We start from the raw sequence: 21,695 nt of genomic DNA, 5'->3' as shown, positions 1-21,695 counted from the left end.
TGATGCAAGATCCCGGATATCTCTCCTTCATAGTCGATTACCGTTATTTGAATCATGATTTAAAGGATTTTGAGGATCACCATGATTTTAATGGGAGGCCTAAAATACCCGGGTTCTCATATCCTGGGCTTGGGCGGTTGAATCTATTTGTACCTCAAAATTGATAATACCGAGCACCAGCTCATCATCGGTAATTACATCTACTTCCCATTTACCTTCCATCATATTGGTTTTGTAGGTGTAACCGCGATAGCCGCCATCTCGTCCGCCGGTTATTTCGTACCCGATTTCATCTATCACTTCCCATTGGTTGGTATGCGGGCTATACCATTTCCACCGGTGCAACACTGATTCTTTTAATTCGGAGGGAGCAAAAATTGAGGTAAATACATAAACCCGCGTTCCCGGAGTGTGATGAAAATCTTTGTCGTTATCTCTCCATATTTTGTACCAGGGATTTTGCTCGTAGGTAACAACATATTCGTTGTTCTCAGTGTTTTTTTCAACGTTGTGTGCCACCAGTCCAACATCAAGGGCAAGAGGTACGGGGGGTATCAGGTTAAAATAGTAAAAACTGTTGATGAGCAGGTAAATACCCAGTATCAATCCCGACATTTTACCCATGTGAATTTCTTGCCGGGTTGAGGGGCTTACATTGTAGATGTAAATGATCAGTGCCAGGGTGAGACCTAAACTTATGGCCCCGGAGACCATAAAGATGAAGGTGTTCATGCTTTTCACCAACATAGGAATGAAAAAAGTGAAGAAGGTGAAATTCACAAAAAAGTAGGCACTGAACTGCAGGTACTTATTGGAAATCCTTTTTTTAAGCAGCTCATTGGCAAACAGTAACAGCACCAGGATGAGGAAAAAGAAAAAAGTTTTTGAAAAGGATACACTGCGGGAAAAATAGATTACATAGGCGCTACACAATCCCCCTAAGAAAAACTGAATAGCCAGCGGCAGATAATCCTGATACTTTTCTAAAAATGTTTCCGTCCATTTTCCATCATCAGCAAGATTATACAGGTACAGGCTGATGCTGAGTGAGGTTAGGTAGGTGCATAAAATAATCTGATCATAGAGGCGATCAATACGTCCAAGCGTGAGTGAATCCCACAAAAAACCACACATAAAAAAGACCACCGGCAAATACCGCTGGTTGGCGCGCACATAAGCCCTGAACCTATTTATCATGGATAACGACCTGCATCAACTAATTGGAATGGAATCAAAATAAGCCCTTCGAAGATAGCACAGGAGGAGCAGATTTAGAAATGGGATCAATCGAAAGCACAAGATTAAATGTCGTATTACAAACCTACGTTACAATACCTATTTTTAAATTTTGAAGTAACTCAAATCTCAAGATTCAAAACCAAAAGCTAAACCACACTTCCCACCTCTATAACCTCTTCCCCCAATTCCTCTGCTTTTTTCTTTACAGCTTCAGCTTCATTTTCAGAAACCACGGCAATCAATCCAACACCCAGGTTAAAAGTTGCCTGCATGTCTTCTTCGGGTACGTTTCCTATTTCCTGCATCAAATTATAAACCGGTGGACGTTTCCATCCTTCCCAATCGATATCCAGTTTCAGTCCTTCGGGTAAAATACGTTTGGTGTTGCCTACAATACCACCGCCGGTGATGTGAGAGAAGCCATGAACACCATCCATATCTTTCAACTCAGTGATCAGGGATAAATAGGATTTGTGCACTTTTAACAGTTCATCCCCTACGGTACTTCCCAGCTCCTCTACGTAATTTTCTACATTATATTTGCTGAAAAGCACTTTCCGGGCCAGAGAATATCCGTTGGTATGGAGGCCTGAACTTTTGAATCCAAGCAAAACATCTCCTTTTTGGATGTCGGATCCATTAATCACTTTTTTCTGATCTACTATCCCTACGATGGTGCCCGCCAAATCAAACTCTCCTTCATCGTAAATGTCGGGCATCTCGGCAGTTTCACCTCCAATCAGGGCAACGCCATTTTCTTTACAAGCTTTGGCAAATCCTTTTACCACATCTACCCCAACATGCTGCTCCAGTTTACCGGTTGAAAAGTAATCCAGGAAAAACAGGGGCTTGGCACCGCATACGGCAATATCATTTACGCAATGATTTACTAAATCCTGTCCAACGGTATCATATTTACCGGCTTTAAAAGCTACAATCAGTTTGGTGCCAACGCCATCAACGGAGCTCACAAACACTGGATTTTCAAAGGAACCCAGATCGGGTTTAAAAAATCCTCCGAAGCCACCGATGTTCGTCAGTACTTCGGGTCCATGGGTATCTTGTACCACGCCTTTGATGGATTCCACCATTTCTTCTCCGGCTTTGATGTCTACGCCAGAGTCTTTGTAGGTCATTGGTTTCTTGTCACTCATTCGATCGTTGATTTCGTTGATTGCACTGATTGTTGGTTAAAGACTTGTTCCCAACGTCTTCGTTGGGAATACATGTGGGAAGCACACGGTTCCTGTTTTTTTGAATGAATTTAGTTTAAGTAATACAATTTAAACTTTGGTGTCATTTACCCACCCCTTAATCCCCTCCAAGGAGGGGAAACTCCTTTAAAAAATTGATACTAAATTTAACATTAGCTACTCGATGACTTTCCATCTGTTACTAGCCTAATATGCGCCAAGTGATGATTGGAATGCCAGGCGTATAGGGCTGCAACTTCATCTATGGTATATGATTTTTCAGATTCAGGATGATAAAAAGTACGTTGCCACTGATCTTCATCCAGACTTTCGAAAATACGAACCATATACTCATGAATGTATTCCAGGAATTCGAGGGTGAATTCTAATGGAAGTCCAATTTTTCCTGTAGCAACTGCCCAAGCTGACTGGTCATAAGGTCTAATAGTTGGATGATCTTCAGCTAAAGCTGACTTCAAACGAATAACCGTATTCATATGGCTATCGGCTAAATGTTCAATCACTTCTCTTACGGTCCAGCCATCTTTACGGTAAGGAGTTAAAAGAATATCATCTGAACAGCCTTCAATTTCATCCCGGATACGTCCTGGAAGTAAGGCTATATCATCAATCCACTGTTCACGGTCTTCCGGAGAATGGTCTGGTGAGTATGAAAGTTTGCCTATGGGAAATTGTTTATTCATAACACTCAAATATAGAAGGTTTAAAAGAGTGTTTTGAGAAATTTTTCTCCGGGTTTTCCACAGGTAGTATTCGAACAGTATGAGATTTATAAGTTTTAGTTGTAGTAGTAGAGACTGTGGATAAGTGGATAACTTTTTTATCCCAAGGGATATGGAAAACTATCTAAGGAATGTGAATAAAATTGTGGAATATTTGATGATAAAAATCAGTGGTTTATAAATATTCTTAAAAAGTTATACACAGCTTTATATATTTTGAACATAAATTCAAGCAAAGGGTGATTAACATCAAAAGTTATTCTTTTGAAATGTTGATAGACCAAAATAATTGTTGAAACCTGTGTACAACTTTTGGGCTTTTAAGTTATCCAATAGTTTTAGGCAGGTAATCCACATAGTAATCCACATATTCACATTGTATGAAAGCAGTAGTTCAGCGCGTAGAATCTTCTTCCGTAACCATCGATAATGAAGTAACAGGAGCCATTGAAAAGGGGCTTTTGGTGCTTATTGGTATTCATCAGGATGATACCAAAGAGCAGATGGAATGGATCTGTAATAAGATAGCTAAACTCCGCATTTTTGAAGATGAAGAAGGCAAAATGAATAACTCGGTGCAGGATGTTGGCGGGGGAATTCTTCTCGTTTCACAATTCACCTTGTATGCCAATGCGGATAAAGGGACCCGCCCCAGTTTCATAGAAGCCGCCCGTCCTGAAAAAGCCGAGCCCATGTATGACGAAATGGTGGAATGGTTTAAAGCCAATACGGATTTACATATCCAAACCGGAGAGTTCGGTGCCATGATGAGCGTGGAACTGGTCAATGATGGACCAGTGACGATCATCCTGGAAAAATAGTCCTAACAAAAAATGAAAGTATTTGAGGCGAAGTCATCTCGCGGCGTATGCCCGAAATCTAACTATTGTACAGGATTATTACGTTTTATTACTGACAACATTTAGATCCCTGCCTGCGCAGGGATGACCATAAGAGAAACTGATCTTAAATGATTCAAAATAAACCAACCACCTGATAATGGCTGTAATCTTCATTTTTATTGATGGCGTTGGCCTTGGGCAGTCTGCACCTGAAAATCCCTTCTCGCAAAACCGTTATTCCTCTTTTGAAGTTTTGACGGATGGTTTTTTTAATCAGGAAGCCAAAGCAATTGCAAATAGCGATCAATTGTTTAAACCCATTGATGCCAACTTGGGCGTGGAAGGCCTTCCCCAAAGCGGAACCGGACAAACGGCGCTCTTTACCGGGAGAAATGCTTCTAAAGAAATTGGCAAGCACTTCGGGCCGTTTCCCCATTCGGGCATCAAACCTTTTCTAAAGAAAGAGAGCATTTTTCATGCAGCGCAGGAGGCTGGGAAAAGGCCGTACTTCATGAATGCGTATCCGCCGGTGTTTTTCAATCACGCCAAAAAAAGAAACCGCTGGAGCTGCACCACGCTTATGACCAAAAGTGCCAGCATGAAACTGAATTCTACCGAAGATGTACTGGATGAAACGGCCCTAACCGCAGAGATTGTCCAAAATGCGTGGCGGGAAAAGTTAGGAATCGACATCCCAAAAATTACTCCCACCGATGCCGGTCTGCGACTTTTAGATGTGGCTGAGGATTATGATCTGCTGCTTTATGAATATTATCTGACGGATAAAGCCGGTCATAGCCAGAAAAAAGATCAGGCCGAACGGGTATTAAAACCATTGGATGAGTTCCTGATGCACATCATCAAACACAAAAAAAGCAGCGATACCCTAGTGATTACCAGTGATCACGGAAACCTCGAAGATCTATCCACCAAAACCCATACTCGTAATAAAGTTCCTTTATTTGTATTGGGCGAATCAGCCCAGAAATTTCAGCAGGTAGAAAGCCTGACCGATGTAAAAGACGGGATAATGGGAGTTTTATAGGCTTTTGAGAATACAGAATCGTCAGACCACTGAGGCAGGGAAAATCAAGTGTAGACATTTATATTGAGTGGTCGGACGATAACGATAATTCATCCGACGACTAAAGTTCGTCTGATGAATAGCATCACATCACAAAAGCCCTTCTCTTTCCGCCAGCTCAAACATGGTTTGATGCAGGTTGTTTTTATCCAGCTCTCCGCGGCGGACCAGTTCATCCACCTCTATCCCATTTAGCATTAGGATACAACCCATTTCGGTAAGCACGGCATCGAAATTTCGTGGATCGGCGGCACTTAGCTTTTTAATGTCAATGCCGTCGGGACTAATTTTTTTGTTTACCAGGATGTAGAACAAGTCGCCCCGTTCGTCTCCAAATGAATATTCTTCCAGTCCGGTCTCTTTCTTTTTAAGCATGGCGTTCTAAAAAATCTCTGGCTTTTACAATTTCGGTGATTTCGTTGGTTTCGCGATCCACAATGCGCACCTGGAACAAACTGATAATAGCTTGTTCATTCAGCGTTTCAATGACCTCGGAAATGGTTTCACATTCTTCGGTTTCACTTACCAAGTCGTTGATCCCCTGCACAATATAGCGGTAATCTTCCTTACTTTTCTTTTTTTTGGGTGATGAGGTTTCCTCGGTGGGTTCATCAAAATATTCCCGGATAGCCTCTTCGGTCACGTACCAACTCACACCGAGTTTGCGTCCACGCAACCGTCCTTCGCGGAGGTAGGTGCGCAGGGTCATTTTGGAAATTCCAAGGATATCATGCAGATCATCCACCGTATACAGCGTTAAATCTCCTATCTTCTTCGGCATCTTGATGAAATATGGTTATATCTTTATCTGAAATTAATGAGCCGTAAACTACAAATAAATTATGATTAGTTGCTATTAGTTATAGGTAATAAATTAGATTTGGTCGAGGCACCTGTTCTGCCGTATATTAGTGCCAGTTACTTAAAAATCAGCCCGGCAAAACTGTCAGGGCTTTTTATTTGGCCTCTCTTTTAGCAAGTAACTTTTCAGAATTTTAATTCCCGAATCTCCCCAATTCTGATATTTTAGATTGAATATTAATTCATCCCCACGCTATGCAATCTGCATCCGGACAGCCATCCATTGAGATTTTTGAACTCACCATCATGGAGCCGATGGTTACCTTCACGGATTTGTGGATTACCGCCGTCTGCCTGTATGCTTTTTATAAGCTGAAGAAGTTGAACAAAAAGGGAAAAGTGCATCAATATATGCGCTGGTACTTTTCCATAATGGCGGTAGCTACTTTTTTAGGCGGTGTGTTGGGACATGCTTTTCAATATGCGGTGGGACTGGAATGGAAACTGCCGGGCTGGCTCATAAGTATGCTTGCGGTGATGGCTGTGGAACGGGCTTCGATAATGCATGCGCAGCCAGTGATTAATGATAAATTTGGCAAGTTTCTGGAAGTAGCCAACGTGGTGGAACTGCTTACGTTTGCCGTCATCACGTTTACCACCCTCAATTTCTTTTTCATCCAGGTACACTCCGCCTATGGTTTAGGGTTGATTGTACTTCCGCTGCACTTCCTGGTGTACTGGCGAACCCGAAACGAGGGCAGCCGCATCTTTTTCTTAACAGTGATTTTTGCTACCCTGGCTGCTTTCTTCTATACCAGTGAAATAGGATTACACAAATGGTTCAACCACTTAGATCTGGCCCATACCGTAATGGCGATCAGCATGTATTGCTTCTACCGCGGAGCCCGACAGCTGGAAGTGCTAAAACCGGAGGACATCAAAGAAGACAAAGGCGCTTTTGGGGATGCAGTGAAGGAAGCGATTAAAGGAACGGCCTGGTGGAAAAAGCTGGTGGGGTAAGGAATATCGAATATTGAACAAGGAATATTGAATGTTGAAGTAATTGAGAATGATGAATTTTGAGTTGTCCTACAAACTTCTACTAAACCGGATAATACTGGAATAATTTTTTCAGGGAGTTCCCCGCTTGGGCGGGGATTAAGGGGTGGTAAATGGTGCCAAGGGATAGATGTTTACTTTTAGAGCTCGTATCCCACGTCCGCGATGGGAATGCCTGTCAGGACCTCCCGGTCCGAGAGCTTGTATTCACCGGATTTGCGATAGATCGATGGACCGAGATACGATTAGCGATTTTTGGTTTGTTACTACTTTGTTAGCCATTAAACCATTTTTCCGACCTCTTTTGTTTTCTCCTTCTCAAGGAGAAAAACTCCTAAAGGGCATAAAATCTTCAATCTGCAATTTGTAATCTTTAATCCTTCTTAAATCTCTCAAAATCTCACCCAAGCAAAAATCCTACTTCCGCCGGTTGCTTGAGCAGCCAGCCGGTGAGGCTGTAGCGAGGCACATTTGTGGTGAGCACTTCATGCTCAATCACATCACTTTTAAAAAGCAGTAGCCGTTTGGCAATGGGTTCAACTTTGATCTCCTGATCGTCTTTATAGATGACCAGCTCGCCTCCGTTTCCGGGTTTCCAGTTTTTGTTTAGATAGATAAGCACCGTGATTTGCCGGTTGGACCGTTCCTGGAACTGATCCAGATGCCGGTGATAATGCGAGCCGGCGGGATATTTGGCCAGGTGGAATTCGGAGCCGGGCAGGCTCAGGTAGCAAAAGCGTCGCAGACTTTGATTTAGCTCCTCCATCAACCCAAAAAAAGGAGCCATAGGTTGGTCTCGGGATTCATCCAGCCAGTAGATAAAATCACCGCGGATTTCTGCTTTTACCGTAAAATCCTGCTGTGCGCCAATGCCGGCTTTATTCAATTTATCGGCCTGTTCCAGTTCCGCAAAATATTGCATGATGGATTGGTACAGATCCTCGGAAATAAAATTATCCGCAATAACATAGTCGTTTTCAGCCAGCTCATCCATCCAGGAAAGCCACTGGTCATCCGAATAAAACATGGGGGGATTAAAAATTGGTTTAAGGAAAGCTTATCTCACCAAAGTGAAGCGGAAAAAGATATGGGGAAATATAATATGCCGGAATAGATGCTGAAAATATTTTAGGTCCAAAAGTTACTCGTTCCCAACCACCCGGTTGGGAATGCCTAAGCGGACCACCCGGTCCGAGATTCAATTAGCGATTTTTGTTTTGTTACTACTTTGTGAGTTCTGGCACCATTTTTTGACCTCATTTGTTTTCTCCTTGGCAAGGAGAAAGACTCCTAAAAGGCATATTATCGTTGTATAAGCATAGATTTTTTATAAACGGCAGAAAAAGTCTCTCCTTGCGAAGGAGAGATTTAGAGAGGTCGAAGTAAAGGACTCTAAGTAATTTACTAACTCTGTTCTGCTTTGAAATTTCTTTTCAACCTCCCGGTTCGAGTGCTTGTATTCACCGGATTTGCGATATATCGATAGACCGAAATGCGATTGGCGATTTTTATACAAAAAAGCGCCAGTAGAAAAATACCAGGGCAAAGGCCGTAAGAAACATCAACCCGAGCCAACTAAGTACCTGTAGCCAGACGGCCGGTTTGTGTTCATCGGGAAAGTATTTGGACATAATCAGCCGGTAATTAATGAATGCCAGTGCGGGAGCGGTGAGGAAAGAGAGCGAAGTAGCCAAATCAATAATATAGGTAAACTGGCTGCCGGTGAGATACAATACCAGCATCGAAATGATGGAGATAATAATCATGAGTCCACGATAGGAAAGGACTCCGGAGGTGCTGGCATTTGAATTCCTCAACACGGTAATAATTTCCTGACTTACCCTCGGGTATGAGTCGGTAACAGTAAGCGTGGTGCTGAACATGGTGGTAAAAGCACAGATAATGATAATCCAGTGGGCCCACTCGCCAAGCGTTTGGGTGTAGAGATCGATGAGCTGTTGAGCAAAGGCTGCTCCTGAAGAAGAAAAACTTACACCGGATCCAAACATCACCAAAGCACCCAATCCCAAAAACAAGAGCGCCAAAATGGTAGCGCCCACATAACCAATGTTGAAATCCAGCAAGCTGTCTTTGAGGGAGGCCTTATGTTGGGTCTGCTTTTCACGCTCCAGGGTCCAGAGGGAATTCCAGGCGGCAGCGTCAATAGGGATCGGCATCCATCCCATCAGCGCAATCAAAAAGGTGATACCGGCTACATCCCACACCGATGGAGCGGCTGGTAATTCCGGAGTGGAACCATCGAAGAAAGCCATCAGGAAAGCGGCTATGGTGGAAAGGCTTAGCACTACCATCACTACTTTTATCAGAGAATCAAGGGCGTTATAGCCTCCCCGGTAGAGCACTCCAATGCATAGCATCAGGATGATAATACTCCACACCAGCAAAGGCAGTTCAATGCCGGTAAGCTCCACAGCCAAGCTGGCAGTGACAATGGTGACGGCCGCCTGTATGGCAAACATGGTGCCCACGGTAAATATGATATAAATCCACAGGGCCCAGTTGCCCAGTTTTTTATAGCCGGCAATCAGACTTTCGCCGGTAGCCGCTGCGTAACGCGGACCGTATTCCAAGAAAGGATATTTCATGAGGCTGGCCAGCACCACGGCCCAAACCAGCGTAAATCCATAATCGGCCCCGGCGCGGGTTGATTGCACCAGATGGGATACTCCGATGGCTGCAGCGGCTAAAATGAGTCCGGGCCCAAAAGCATATTTAAAAGTTGAGGTAATTTTCTGTGACTCCATGTCCCCTAAGTAGTTTGATCAATTACGGCGGATTATACATAAAATTTTGCATCCTCTTGAACCAATCGCTGATTTCGATGATTATACTGATTGTTGGTTGCTGTCATTTTTCCTCGTACTCGTTCGTACTCGTTCCTACGCTCTGCGTTGGAACGCTATGTCTGGCACTCGTTACCAAGCTCCCCCGAGTGATTCGTGGATCAAGCAGTCCCGGAAGCTCCAGATTCCAGTAAAGATTATAGAGCAAATACAATTTCTCTCCCCTCCCTGTAAAATCACTGAAGTGATTTTTCTGTCCCTCCCAGCGGGACACAGGTTCTTTGGGTTGGTAGCTTTCTTGCCTAATTTCAGTAATACAGTCTGGTAGCAACCTCAATGTGTTCGCAGACCGGTCAGGTTTTGATTCTGTTTCAAATGTTCAACGCGCGTTTAAATAAAACCTGACAGGTCTTTACCCTTAATATGACACTAATGCTCGTTCCATCGCACTACTTGGTACTCGTTCCGGCTGCTCTGCCTCACTAAAAATCACCCCAAGAACTTTTTAAAAGCATTTTTCATTTTGAACTGCTACCATACCTGCCGTTATTGTTAGCGGTATAAACACTCAAATAAAAATGTACGTTAGTTATGAAAGTATTCTTTACGGCGCTCTTATCGTTGCTTTTTGGGATGATGAATATGACCCAAGCCCAGGTACAACCCGACCCCGTTCCCCTCAGTTATTATTTACCGGATGATGTCCGATACGATGCCGACATCCCCACACCCAAAGAAATTTTAGGAGCTGAGCTGGGTGAATGGCATGTTCGCCACGACCAGCTGGTGAACTACATGTACGCCGTAGCCGAAGCTTCAGACCGGGTGACCATCACCGAATACGCACGAACCTATGAAAACCGTCCGTTGCTGATGCTCACCATCACTTCTCCTAAAAATCATCGCAACATTGAGGAGATTAAAGAAGAGCATTTGAAGCTTACCGATGCCGAGGCTTCTGAGGATCTGGATCTTTCATCCATGCCGGTAGTAGTGACTATGAGTTACAGCGTACACGGCAACGAGCCCAGTGGTTCCAATGCCTCGCTGGCTGTGGTTTATTATTTGGCGGCTGCGCAAGGTTCAGAAATCAACGACATACTGGAGAATACAATCATCAATGTGGATCCAAGTATCAACCCGGATGGCTTGAACCGTTTTGCGCATTGGGCCAATACCAACCGAAGTAAAAACGTGCTGGTAACCGATCCCCAAAGCCGGGAGTTTGATGAAAACTGGCCGGGCGGACGTACCAATCACTATTGGTTTGACCTGAATCGCGACTGGCTGCTGATGCAGCATCCCGAGAGCAAGGGGCGCGTAGCTAAATTCCATGAGTGGGTACCGCAGATTCTTACCGATCATCATGAAATGGGAACCAACTCCACCTTTTTCTTTCAGCCGGGCATTCCGCAGCGAACCCATCCCCTTACCCCGCAGCGTAACCAGAATCTGACCGGCGCCATTGCCGAATATCACGCAGATGCTTTGGACGACATTCAATCACTGTACTACTCCCAGGAAAGCTTTGATGACTTTTATTACGGAAAAGGCTCTACCTACCCGGATGTAAATGGTTCTATTGGAATCTTGTTTGAGCAGGGTAGCTCGCGAGGTCATGCACAGGAGAGCATTCACGGCGTGTTGAAGTTTCCTTTCACCATTCGAAACCAATTTGCCACTTCGCTTTCTACCCTGAAAGCCGCCCAAGGCCTGCGAGAAGAACTGCTGGCCAACACCCGGGAGTTTTACCAGGAATCTGCTGAGGAGGCAAGTAATGCCCCTATTTCTGCCTATGTGTTTGGGGAAGAAGCCGATCAGGCCCGTACCAAGCATATGGCCGAGATGTTCGTCCGAAACCAAATCAACGTGTATGAGCTGGACCAGGATTACGAGGACTTCAAAGCCGGCAAGGCGTATGTGGTTCCTACCGATCAAAAACAGTACAAATTAATTACCGCCTTATTTGAACGTCGTACTGAATTTTCCGACAGCCTGTTTTATGATGTCTCGGCTTGGACGATGCCTTATGCCTTCAATTTGCCCTTTGCTGAACTTAGTCGCGACTTCAATGACAACATGGTCGGTGACGCATTTAGCCTGGAAGATTTAGAAGAACCCGGGCAGCTTATTGGTGATGAAGCTCAATATGCCTACGCTTTTGAGTGGGATGAATATTATGCTCCCCGGGCATTGTATCGTTTGTTGTCGCAAGGGGTGAAAGCCAAAGTGGCTTCACGGACTTTCAAGTCAGTTATTACAGACGGTGCTAAAGACTTTGATTACGGAACCATCGTCATCCCGATGGGCATTCAACAAGATCAGGAAAAAGTACATGAGCTGGTACAAACCATCACAGAAGAAGATGGTATTACCGTGTATGAATTGCCCACCGGCTTAACCCCTGAAGGCATTGATTTGGGAAGTAATAACTTTGAGATGCTGGAAAATCCACGAATCGCTTTTATTGGAGGCCCCGGAACCAGCTCGTATGAAGTAGGCGAAAGCTGGCACCTGCTGGACCAGCGTTACCACATGCCGGTATCAATTCTGAAATCAGGAGAACTGGATGATATGGACCTGAGCCGTTACAACGTGATTGCCACTAGCGCCTACAGTATTTCTGATGACGCTGCTGAAAACATCCGAAATTGGGTGCAAAATGGCGGTACGCTGATTACCTATCGCAATGCGGTTCGATGGGCAAAAAGTTTTGGCCTGGCCAACATCGAGTTTGTAGAAGAAGAGGATGAAGAAAATGGGGAAGAAACCGAAGTTCGTCCTTACGTGAAATCTGGTCCCGACCGTGGTGCACAGTACATTGGGGGTACCATTTTTAACGCCAAACTGGATCTGACGCATCCGCTGGGATATGGTTTTAACAGTGAAGACATAACCGTTTTCCGCAACACCACCTTGTTCATAGAAAAAGGCGAGAACCCCTATTCCACTCCCTTGTATTATAGCGATGAGCCTTTAGCCAGTGGCTACATTTCGGATGAAAATCACGAAACCATTAAAGGGACGGCGGCCGTTGTGGTAAGCCGTTTGGGAAGTGGGCGCGTAATCGCTATGACCGACAACCCCAATTTCCGCGCTTTTTGGTACGGGACCAACAAACTGTTTGCCAATGCCATCTTCTTTGGGCATACCATCAGTGGAAGCACGGCGAATTGAATATCGAATAAGGAAAATTGAATATTCGACTCAGAACGTTTTATTAAAGAAGCGTTCTGAGTTTTCTTGTTGAGAGGTAGACTAACGTGAGTTCGACATAAGAATAACACAAAAAAACAGGCCGGTCATCGCGAGGAGCCCATTTATGTGTATAAGATATTATGTCTACCGACGAAGCGATCTCCCTATCAACGCTCAGAGGCATTATTCGGGAGATTGCCACGGTATTTGCTCCCATACGGTCGCTGAATACCTCGCAATGACCGGTTTTATATCGAACTCACGTTAGACTAAATTTTTTATATGGAACTTTGAACAAAACTGGAATACATTCTGCATTGGATGTTCAACATTCCTTGTTCGATGTTCTAATCCTTCGGTGGCAATCCCAACAGCTCCCGAAAATCAAATGCATCCTCAGGCTGTTTTTTTAGATTGTTGATGAGAAGAATAGCTCTGTCGATACGTTTTTGGCTGCTCTTGACCTGCGAGACGTAATGAATAATGTATCGCTGCCTGCCGGGCGTTAGCATCTCAAAACGACGTTCGCCCTCATCATCCTGCTCCAGCAGTGCTTCCAGCTCCTCGGGCACCTCCATGCCGTACTTGCTGTGATCCAGCGTTATGGTTACTTCCACTTCATCGCCTTTATCAATCCCAAACGCTTTCATTCTCTTTTTGTTGATGGTGATATAGGCGGCACCACCACCCAGGGCAACCATTCCGCCATGAAAAGCCTTATGTCCGTTCACCGAACACATCAGCCGCGTGCCGATGCCTCCCACTTTATCCACGATATCAGCCGGAACGGTGACGTGATGGAGTTTAAGTCTGGGCAGATAATCCAGGTAGGATGAAAAAGTAATGGGTTCCATATGAAAGAGTTGCTGATAGGGTTAAGATAGGTTCACAATATATCCGCATAAGTTAACGTGAGTTCGAGATAAGAATGATGTAAAAATAGTCTGGTCATCTCGAGGAGCCCCTTTTTTAGGTTTAGCTGTTTTTCTTCCGACAAAGCGACCTCCCGAACAAAGCACAGAGGCTTTATCTGGGAGATTGCCTCGGTATTTGCTCCCTTTCGGTCGCTGAATACCTCGCAATGACGAGATTTATATCGAACTGACGTTAAAACAAACTGGTCTGTTCCTGGTCTTCTTTTTGTGCTTGTTCTATGGTAGGCTCATCCGCAGGGGTGAAGGTGCGGAGCATCTCGGGCAAAAATCGTTTTTCGTAGATACGGCGGGCAATGCCATGCAGTGCTTTCTCTCCTCTTGGGGTGATGCGCACAAAGCCGCTGTCGTCCTCGTCCAGGAAACCAAAGGTGCGCAAGTCGTTTACAATAAGGTAAGCCAGCTTTTCGGTAACGCCGGATTTCTTTTCAATGTACTCGCGGTGTGGCGGCTCATCTTCACTTTGATACACCAGGCCCAGTACATTCAGTTCTACGTCGGTGATTGGAAATCCTTCGCTGCCCTTGGTGAGCATCTTATCCCACGTTGATTGGGAATAGTGTAGCCCGAACCACCATTTGGCTTCCTTCAATAAGTCACCACTTACCGCACAGGCAAAATACTGCCCGGCCGGTGCTTTTTTAGGTTCTCCGCGGGAGCGAAACATATGCACCATGGTTGCCAAATCCAGCTCATGTATGTTGGGCGGATACTTAAAATAAAAGTCACTTCGCTTTTGCATGGCTTCCGGTGAGTGTTTGTCGTTGACGAACGCTTATAAAGCTACAAAAAAATTAAGAAAGGCGTTTACCACATCATCCCGGAATTTGCCGGTATATTTTAAAGGCTTCAATCTTTTTGCCATTAATTTTGCCGTTGAATTCATACCTTCCAAATCACAGGATAAGAATAATGAAACCTGCTAATCATCACCCCAAAAAGGCGAAATTATGTACAAGAAACACCGCGAGAAATTATTTTCACTATTTGATGAAGGGCAAAGCGGCGTTGTGTTTATGCAAGGCTCTGAAATTTTTTACCGGGATGAAACCGATTATGAGTACCCGTTTCGGCAGGAATCCAATTTTTGGTATCTCACCGGGGTGAATGAACCGGATTGTGCATTGATCCTGGATTTGAAAACCGAGGAATATCATCTTTTTGTACCCAAGAGAGATGCCCAGTATGCAGTGTGGCACGGCTATGTGAAATCAAAAGATACCTACCAGCAGCAGTATGAGCCCGATCACCTGCATTATGATAATGAGATTTTGCATGTGCTGAACAACATCAGTCCAGAAAAGGTGTATTGCCTAAGCGAGGTTGATGCCGAATTGGTAGAAGACCTGGACCGCAGTTTTGAGGTGGATATTGAAAGCCTGCAGGATGCGCTCACCTACTGCCGGGTGCTCAAAACCGATGACGAGCTGAAGCTGATGCGCAAGGCGGCCGAGGTAAACAACAAAGCCCACCGGCGCGCCATGGAAATCATCAAACCGGGGATGTTTGAGTATGAAGTGAAAGCTGCTTTTACCAAGGTTCAGTATGAGCATGGACTGCAGCAGGATGCCTATAATGGAATCTTTGCCAGTGGAAAAAACGGTGCGATTCTGCACTATGTAGAAAATACCAGCAAGATTAAGGATGGCGACCTGTTTTTACTGGATGCCGGCCACGAGTACAAAGGCTATGCATCCGACTACACCCGCACTTATCCGGCCAATGGTAAATTCACCGATATTCAGGCCGGTGTGTATGATGCCGTGTTGAATGCGCTGAATACCTGCATTGAACAGGTTGATCCCGGCGTTAAAATGGAAGACCTCCACATGAACGCCGCCCGTATTATGATGGAGGGCTTGAAAGAGCTGGATTTGGTAAAAGGGTCTGTGGATGATATGATGGAGAACGATATTTTTGCCCTCTTTTTCCCGCACGGACTTGGACACTTTCTCGGCCTCGATACCCACGATGTTGGAGGATATCCCAAAGGCGTAGAGCGTATTGACCGGCCCGGTATCAAATTTCTGCGAGTGCGCCGTGATCTGCAGCCCGGTATGGTGATTACTATCGAGCCTGGTATCTATTTCATTCCAGCCTTGCTAATTCCTGCTATTGAAGATGATACCCAATCCAAGTTCCTGAATGCAGATAAGCTGACTAAGCTCTTTGAGTTCGGTGGAATTCGCATTGAGGATAATGTGGTGGTTACGGATGATGGTTGCGAAAACCTGACCGATGTACCAAAATCACGCGAGGATATTGAAAAACTGATGGCTGGCTAAACTAGCCCGGCAAGGTTTATTGGTCTCAGCGGAGGGTTTAAAACCCTGTACTTTTAGTGCAGCACTTTAGTATTGCGAAGAAATCTAATGCTAAAATCATGGAGTCATTCTGAGGGTACTCCCGAAGAAACTCAGCCAGAAAATGTTCACCAACCTGCCACGAGCAACAATGCTTTAGCCACTGGAAGTATAGTATAGGAAATTGTTTAAAGATGCTCTGCTACATGCAGGATCCATCGGGGGTACCCTCTGGATGACCGTAGTGGAGGAGAGAGTGGAACTTTAAGTCCCCAACTAAATCCTAATACTTACAGGACAGGGTGGTTTATTTTTTTATCCAGTTTGCCCATGCAGAGGGTGCTCCCCGTTGATCGGTATTTTTGCCCGGTTTCACGATAACGTCCTCACGGTCCGTTTCGGGAAACAGGAACAGTGCACCCAGCAGTATTTCATGTTCAGGGATGCCGAGATACTGCATCATTTTTGGCTTACGAAAACACCCGCCCGAAGACCAGTAATTGGCAATACCCCGTGAGGTTGCGGCCAATAACAGGTTCTGGATGGCTGCCCCGGTAGCCGCAATATGCTCCATGTTTTTTATGTTGGGATAATATTTTCTGTCGAGCTTACTTGATCCCTCAGGAAGCCAGGTCGTTAAAATCAGACCATCAGCCACAGCCAGCATTTGCTTGATGCCATCGCTACATTTTATAGGACGATCCTCGTTGAAGTCTTTCAGTAAGCTGCGACAAGTGGTGCACTCAAGTGCATGAAAACGCCAGGGTTCGGCTCCTTCAAGTTCTTTAGAACGCAGGTTTTCTTCACTGGTATAATGAAAAGGGGCACGACCGGCCAGTGCGATCAGTTCTTCCATAGTCTGACGAAATTCTTTGCCTTTTGTGATAGGTAAGGGGTTTCCGGCATCACCCTTCATTTTATGGGTCCGCCGGTTTCGGATAGCTTCTTCGGTTCTCATAGGATTTTATAGTTGAACACTTTTTGATATCAAAACAAAGATAAGGAAGTAACAGGGAATGAATAAGAGCCGAATTCAAAACTCAACATTCATAATTCAAAATTCCCTACCCAATCATATAATTCTTGGCCACCTGTTTATACTCCTTCACTTCCTGCTGCACCCAGGATTCGTCTTTGCCAAATTCCTGAGCCATAAGCCGGCCCACCTCTTCCGCCATTTCTATACTGGCCTTCGCATCCAGAAGTAAAGCCCGGGTTCGGCGGGCAAGAAAGTCTTCAATGGTTTGCGCCATCTCATTTCGAACGGCCCAGATAACCTCTCCTTTCAAATAAGGTAAGTCGGGATGTATTTTTTCTGCTAATTCAGGTTGTTCATCCAACAGGTGCTTGAGGGCCACGCGATCTGAACCGTAGACGTACAAATGATCATCGCGGTCCACATTCTTTAACCAGCCATGAATACGTAACTCTTTGGTAGGACATTCCTCTACTTCCAGTCCGGCTACCATCGCCGCACGGTCCATGGTGTCTTCAGCCATCTTGCGATAGGTCGTCCATTTACCCCCGGTGATAGTGACCAGACCCGATTCAGAAACCTGTAGATGATGGCTGCGCGAAATCTCCGAGGTTTTGGAAGATTCCGGCGGTTTTACCAGCGGACGTAATCCTGCAAACACGCTCTTCACATCCTTACGGGTAGGATTTTTAGTGAGATATTGGGCCGCATGACGTAGTACGAAATCAATTTCCTCTTCTTGTGCCACCGGTTCCAGGGTGGGCTTTTCGATGGGCGTATCGGTGGTGCCCACGATCACTTTATTGTGCCAGGGTACGGCAAAGAGTACACGGCCGTCGTCGGTATGCGGTACCATGATGGCGGATTCGCCCGGCAGGAATTCTTTATCCAGCACGAGGTGAATGCCTTGGGCGCACTGAATGAGGCGCTCATGATCTGCCTCATCCATATCCAGAATTTCATCGGTAAAGATACCGGTGGCATTTATGACCACCCGGGCGTTGATTTCATGGCTTTTGCCGTTCAGCATGTCGCGGGCTTTCACGCCGTCAATCAGCCCATTATTGTTTTTACTAAGCCCGGTCACTTTCATATAATTTAACGGTACGCCACCTTGATCGTGGATGGTTTGAGCCAGGTTGACGGAAAGCCGGGAATCATCAAACTGCCCGTCGTAGTAAATCACCCCGCCCCGCAAATCCTTGGACTCCAGCGTAGGAATTTTTTCTAGCGTTTCTTTTTTAGAGAGATTCTTGGATTTATTGATGCCCAGCTTGCCGGCCAATGCATCATACACTTTCAATCCTACTCCATAAAAAGGCCCGTTCCACCACTCGTAGCTCGGCACTATAAAGGATTGATGGCTAACCAAATGCGGTGCATTCTGAATCAACAGACCACGTTCATGCAAAGCTTCAATGACCAGCGAAACGTCGCCCTGTTGCAAATATCGGACCCCGCCATGCACCAGTTTGGTGCTGCGGCTGGAAGTACCCTTAGCAAAATCATGCATCTCCAGGAGCAGGGTTTTATAGCCACGGGATGCCGCATCCACCCCAACGCCCAGGCCGGTGGCCCCGCCGCCAATTACCACCACATCCCAGTAGTCATTAAAGTTTTCAACCTGCTCTAAAAATTCGGATCGGTTCATGGCAAAGGCATTTTGGTTTGTGATAATTTATGATCTGAGCTCATTTCGTGGCATACCTATCCCGACGTATTTGTCGGTGAGGCCCGAAATCTAATGGTTTATTAAGACTTTACCGTAGATTTACTGGCCAGAATAAGATTCCTGCCTGTGCAGGAATGACCGCTATTGACTTTAGGGTATACAGAAAAATTTAGGTCTAACTCAAAACTCAACCCTAAAAACTAAAAACTCCTAATCCAGGGGAAAGTATTTTTCTGACGCTGCGGTAATGGCTTTTACTTCGTCTTCACTAAGCTCAAAGTCCATGGCCCCAGCGTTGTCTTTCACTTGTTGCTGGTTGCGTGCGCCCACCAATACAGTACCCATGGCAGGCTGACGTGTCGTCCAGTTAATCACTAACTGCGCAAAAGTGGCATCGTATTTTTCAGCAATAGGTTTGATCTCTTCCAGCAACTGGTTGGCCTTTCGGATGTTTTCGTCGGTGTAGAACTTACTGTTTTTTCGGCCGTCGTCATCTGGAAACTCATGGCCGGGCTCAATCTTACCCGTCAGCAAACCTCTTTGTAATGGACTGTAAGGCAAAATATGCATCCCCTTTTCTTTAGCCTGCGGGATTACATCCTTTTCATTTCCACGCTTGATGAGGCTGTAAGGCACTTGGTTGGTGGCCAAATCAACGGTTTTCAGGGCTTCATCAACCAAATCCGTAGAGTAATTACATACGCCGGCCGCCCGAATTTTACCTTCATCCATCAGCTCCTGCACGGCTTTCATAGTTTCCGAAACCGGGGTGGTGCTGTCTGGCCAGTGAATTTGGTACAAGTCAATGTAATCGGTTTGCAGGCGGCGGAGGCTATCCTCACATTCTTTCTTGACCCGCTCTTTAGACGCCCATTTGTACACCTTCAACGGGTTCCCGTCATTATCCTCGGTTTCGAAATAAAAATCCCCGTCCTCACTTTCCCAGTTCAGGCCATACTTGGTCAAGATCTGGTATTTTTCCCGGGGGATGTCTTTGAGGGCCTCGCCTACCAGCTCTTCACCCTGTCCAAAGCCGTAGACCGGTGCCGTATCAATGGTGGTGATGCCCTGCTCGTAAGCCGTCTGCACGGCCTTTATGGCATCCTGTTTGTCGGCACCGCCCCACATCCAGCCGCCAATAGCCCAGGCGCCAAATGCAATGGGGGTTACTTCTACCTCAGAGTGTCCAAGTTTCTTGTATTTCATGGTATTGTATATTCGGTTTTATTTTGTTGATTCCGAAAGGGTTAACAAAATACACTTCCAAAAAATTCTGGAAAGCTCCAGGTGTTTTCCATGAAATACTGCTGATATCAGGCCAAAGTTCCCTGCTATTTATAAAGGATGGAGCCAAAGCTTACCCCACTTTCGCGTTCACTTTCATCCCAGATATCGTAGCTAAGTATTTCTCCGCGGGAATCAGGCAGGGTTTTCAAAAAAGAGTACAGCGGCGGGTATCCGCAAATGCGGTATGGGTCATATTTTTGACTCATCAGTTGCAATATACGATCGGAGTTGCCTGCAGCCCCAAAATCCAGGAAGGATTCGTCGAAATTTCGTACCTCTTCGAATAGCTCTTTGGCCGGTTTATCATCTCCGAACTTTTTGCCCACATGCGCCAGGTCGCCACTGATGAGGAAGAAAGTTTCGTCATCTTGGCCGTAAAGCTCGTTCAGCAGACCAGCAAAATTCTCTACCTGCTTTCCCTGGAAGCCATCGGCCTTATAAAACAGCTCATCCAGGCTGCCTACTACAATGGGGATGATTTCGAAATCATGATTCCAAAGGTGGTTTAGAAATACCAGGTGCAGCTCAATGCTGTGCTCTACCCGGTGGGCCCGGTCCTGAAAGGTTACGCCATAATGCTCGGCATCCTCCCCGATTTGCTCTTTAAGTTTTTTGATGGCTTCCTGGTCAGCCTTTACCGTGCCATTTACCATTTCAAAATCCTTTTGGGAGATAACGAAGGGCCGTTCTTCGTAAATATCCGGATAGAGACCTGAATAATGAGAAGTAGCCAGAATCACCACGCGTTTTGGGGTGATGTTTTGGATGGACGAAAAAGCCTTCACATAGCTGTTCATCCCCACGCGGATATCGATGTGTGGGGCGTACAGTGCTTTGGCTGAATCTACCGGGGCGGTGGTAGCCAGCTTTCCAAAAGCCTCATCAAAAAAGTGGGTCATTTCCTCTTCATCATCGGGATAAGAAAAGCCGGCGGTGTTGGATTTGTGAACACCAGAGGATTCATATTCTTCCTCGGTTTTGCGGGCGTGTTCTTTAAAATAAGGCGAGTGCAGCAGAGCGTTTTCATCCAAAAACTGCACGTATTCCAGGATTTGCTCTTTGGTGACGCCATTGCCGGTAAATTCCATCAGGTCTTCTACGCTGCGCTGACCATCAAACAGAGAAAAAATAGACTGAGCAGATTGAGGTACCGCAAAGTTGCCAGTGGCATAGCCGTATTGATCCTGAAAATAGAGGTAGTTCTGACCGTTCTGTTTTATTGGGATGATCTGCACGTTAAACCGAAGCGGTGGTATGGGGTCGGTGTAGGAGTTGAAAATATTAGATGACATAAAGATTTAAGAGAGCTGATTTAAATGATGTCTTGGTGAGCTTATTTATTAATCACTTACGTATGCATTACTACATCTACAACGATCATTAAATTCAAATTAAGACTAAAAAATGAATATAAAATCTATAATAAAACTATTTTTCATTTTATTAATTGCTGCTCTGATGGGGGGTATCGGTCAAGCACAAACTATTTATCAGACAGATCGAAAGGGGTTAATAGCAACAGACATTCAATCGGGGAAGTCTAAACAGCTGATGCACCAAAA

The 21,695-nt window shown here is 45.3% G+C and carries 18 protein-coding genes; 5 read left to right on the top strand and 13 right to left on the bottom strand.

All coding sequences use genetic code 11. The features are described from left to right. Nucleotides 1-99: 99 nt before the first annotated feature. From FN815_RS07815 to FN815_RS07805, 3 genes are all read right to left on the bottom strand, one after another. Nucleotides 100-1,197, bottom strand: coding sequence for a DUF2914 domain-containing protein (locus FN815_RS07815; RefSeq protein ID WP_142454073.1), 1,098 nt, complete (start codon nt 1,195-1,197; stop codon nt 100-102). A gap of 188 nt (nt 1,198-1,385) precedes the next feature. Further along, complete coding sequence (purM, locus tag FN815_RS07810) at nt 1,386-2,375, bottom strand: phosphoribosylformylglycinamidine cyclo-ligase (RefSeq protein WP_142454246.1); 990 nt, start codon at nt 2,373-2,375, stop codon at nt 1,386-1,388. A 230-nt stretch (nt 2,376-2,605) separates the two neighbouring features. After that, nucleotides 2,606-3,136 (bottom strand): YfiT family bacillithiol transferase, encoded by a 531-nt coding sequence (locus FN815_RS07805; protein ID WP_142454072.1) that lies wholly within the window; start codon nt 3,134-3,136, stop codon nt 2,606-2,608. A gap of 419 nt (nt 3,137-3,555) precedes the next feature. Here FN815_RS07805 and dtd point away from each other — a divergent pair, with 419 nt between their 5' ends. Both dtd and FN815_RS07795 read left to right on the top strand, forming a co-directional pair. Continuing rightward, nucleotides 3,556-3,996: a D-aminoacyl-tRNA deacylase gene (dtd, locus tag FN815_RS07800; RefSeq protein WP_142454071.1), complete on the top strand. Its 441-nt coding sequence runs from the start codon at nt 3,556-3,558 to the stop codon at nt 3,994-3,996. Nucleotides 3,997-4,174: 178 nt separating this feature from the next. Continuing rightward, nucleotides 4,175-5,062: an alkaline phosphatase family protein gene (locus tag FN815_RS07795; protein WP_142454070.1), complete on the top strand. Its 888-nt coding sequence runs from the start codon at nt 4,175-4,177 to the stop codon at nt 5,060-5,062. A 129-nt stretch (nt 5,063-5,191) separates the two neighbouring features. Here the strand turns inward: FN815_RS07795 and FN815_RS07790 are convergent, their stop codons facing one another. Next, the gene (locus tag FN815_RS07790) at nt 5,192-5,476 is read right to left on the bottom strand and encodes a hypothetical protein (protein WP_142454069.1); all 285 of its coding nucleotides are present in this window, start codon (nt 5,474-5,476) and stop codon (nt 5,192-5,194) included. After that, the gene (locus FN815_RS07785) at nt 5,469-5,882 is read right to left on the bottom strand and encodes a helix-turn-helix domain-containing protein (protein WP_142454068.1); all 414 of its coding nucleotides are present in this window, start codon (nt 5,880-5,882) and stop codon (nt 5,469-5,471) included. Before FN815_RS07785 ends, FN815_RS07790 begins: the two co-directional genes overlap by 8 nt. 275 nt (nt 5,883-6,157) lie before the next feature. On the opposite strand from FN815_RS07785, the gene FN815_RS07780 reads away from it, so the two are divergent. Continuing rightward, a complete protein-coding gene (locus FN815_RS07780) occupies nt 6,158-6,922 on the top strand; it encodes a DUF6962 family protein (RefSeq protein ID WP_142454067.1) in 765 nt (254 codons plus the stop codon). Nucleotides 6,923-7,361: 439 nt separating this feature from the next. Here FN815_RS07780 and FN815_RS07775 read toward each other — a convergent pair whose 3' ends face one another. Beyond that, nucleotides 7,362-7,988 carry a 2OG-Fe(II) oxygenase gene (locus tag FN815_RS07775; RefSeq protein WP_221930277.1) on the bottom strand — a complete coding sequence of 209 codons (627 nt, stop codon included), beginning with the start codon at nt 7,986-7,988 and terminating at the stop codon, nt 7,362-7,364. 481 nt (nt 7,989-8,469) lie between these two features. Next, nucleotides 8,470-9,726: an Nramp family divalent metal transporter gene (locus FN815_RS07770; RefSeq protein ID WP_142454066.1), complete on the bottom strand. Its 1,257-nt coding sequence runs from the start codon at nt 9,724-9,726 to the stop codon at nt 8,470-8,472. 630 nt (nt 9,727-10,356) lie between these two features. Between FN815_RS07770 and FN815_RS07765 the strand changes: the two genes are divergently transcribed. Next, on the top strand, nt 10,357-12,942 hold the full coding sequence (locus tag FN815_RS07765) for a M14 family metallopeptidase (RefSeq protein ID WP_142454065.1): 2,586 nt from the start codon (nt 10,357-10,359) through the stop codon (nt 12,940-12,942). A gap of 368 nt (nt 12,943-13,310) precedes the next feature. On the opposite strand, the gene FN815_RS07760 is transcribed toward FN815_RS07765, so the two are convergent. Beyond that, the gene (locus FN815_RS07760; protein ID WP_142454064.1) at nt 13,311-13,817 is read right to left on the bottom strand and encodes a YdeI/OmpD-associated family protein; all 507 of its coding nucleotides are present in this window, start codon (nt 13,815-13,817) and stop codon (nt 13,311-13,313) included. Between the two features lie 253 nt (nt 13,818-14,070). Beyond that, a complete protein-coding gene (locus FN815_RS07755) occupies nt 14,071-14,637 on the bottom strand; it encodes a hypothetical protein (RefSeq protein ID WP_142454063.1) in 567 nt (188 codons plus the stop codon). Nucleotides 14,638-14,845: 208 nt separating this feature from the next. Between FN815_RS07755 and FN815_RS07750 the strand changes: the two genes are divergently transcribed. Next, nucleotides 14,846-16,180 carry an aminopeptidase P family protein gene (locus FN815_RS07750; RefSeq protein WP_185957215.1) on the top strand — a complete coding sequence of 445 codons (1,335 nt, stop codon included), beginning with the start codon at nt 14,846-14,848 and terminating at the stop codon, nt 16,178-16,180. Between the two features lie 325 nt (nt 16,181-16,505). Here the strand turns inward: FN815_RS07750 and FN815_RS07745 are convergent, their stop codons facing one another. The 4 genes from FN815_RS07745 to amrB form a co-directional block, all read right to left on the bottom strand. Further along, nucleotides 16,506-17,156 carry a nitroreductase family protein gene (locus FN815_RS07745; protein WP_142454061.1) on the bottom strand — a complete coding sequence of 217 codons (651 nt, stop codon included), beginning with the start codon at nt 17,154-17,156 and terminating at the stop codon, nt 16,506-16,508. Nucleotides 17,157-17,262: 106 nt separating this feature from the next. Further along, entirely contained in the window at nt 17,263-18,825 is a 1,563-nt protein-coding gene (locus FN815_RS07740; protein WP_142454060.1) for a glycerol-3-phosphate dehydrogenase/oxidase, read from the bottom strand. Nucleotides 18,826-19,056: 231 nt separating this feature from the next. Beyond that, on the bottom strand, nt 19,057-20,052 hold the full coding sequence (locus FN815_RS07735; protein ID WP_142454059.1) for an aldo/keto reductase: 996 nt from the start codon (nt 20,050-20,052) through the stop codon (nt 19,057-19,059). A 125-nt stretch (nt 20,053-20,177) separates the two neighbouring features. After that, entirely contained in the window at nt 20,178-21,425 is a 1,248-nt protein-coding gene (gene amrB, locus FN815_RS07730; RefSeq protein ID WP_142454058.1) for an AmmeMemoRadiSam system protein B, read from the bottom strand. Nucleotides 21,426-21,695 lie beyond the last annotated feature (270 nt).

The organism is Gracilimonas mengyeensis (assembly GCF_900182705.1).
GTDB classification, from domain to species: Bacteria; Bacteroidota; Rhodothermia; order Balneolales; family Balneolaceae; genus Gracilimonas; species Gracilimonas mengyeensis.
This window is presented reverse-complemented; position numbering and strand designations above follow the sequence as displayed.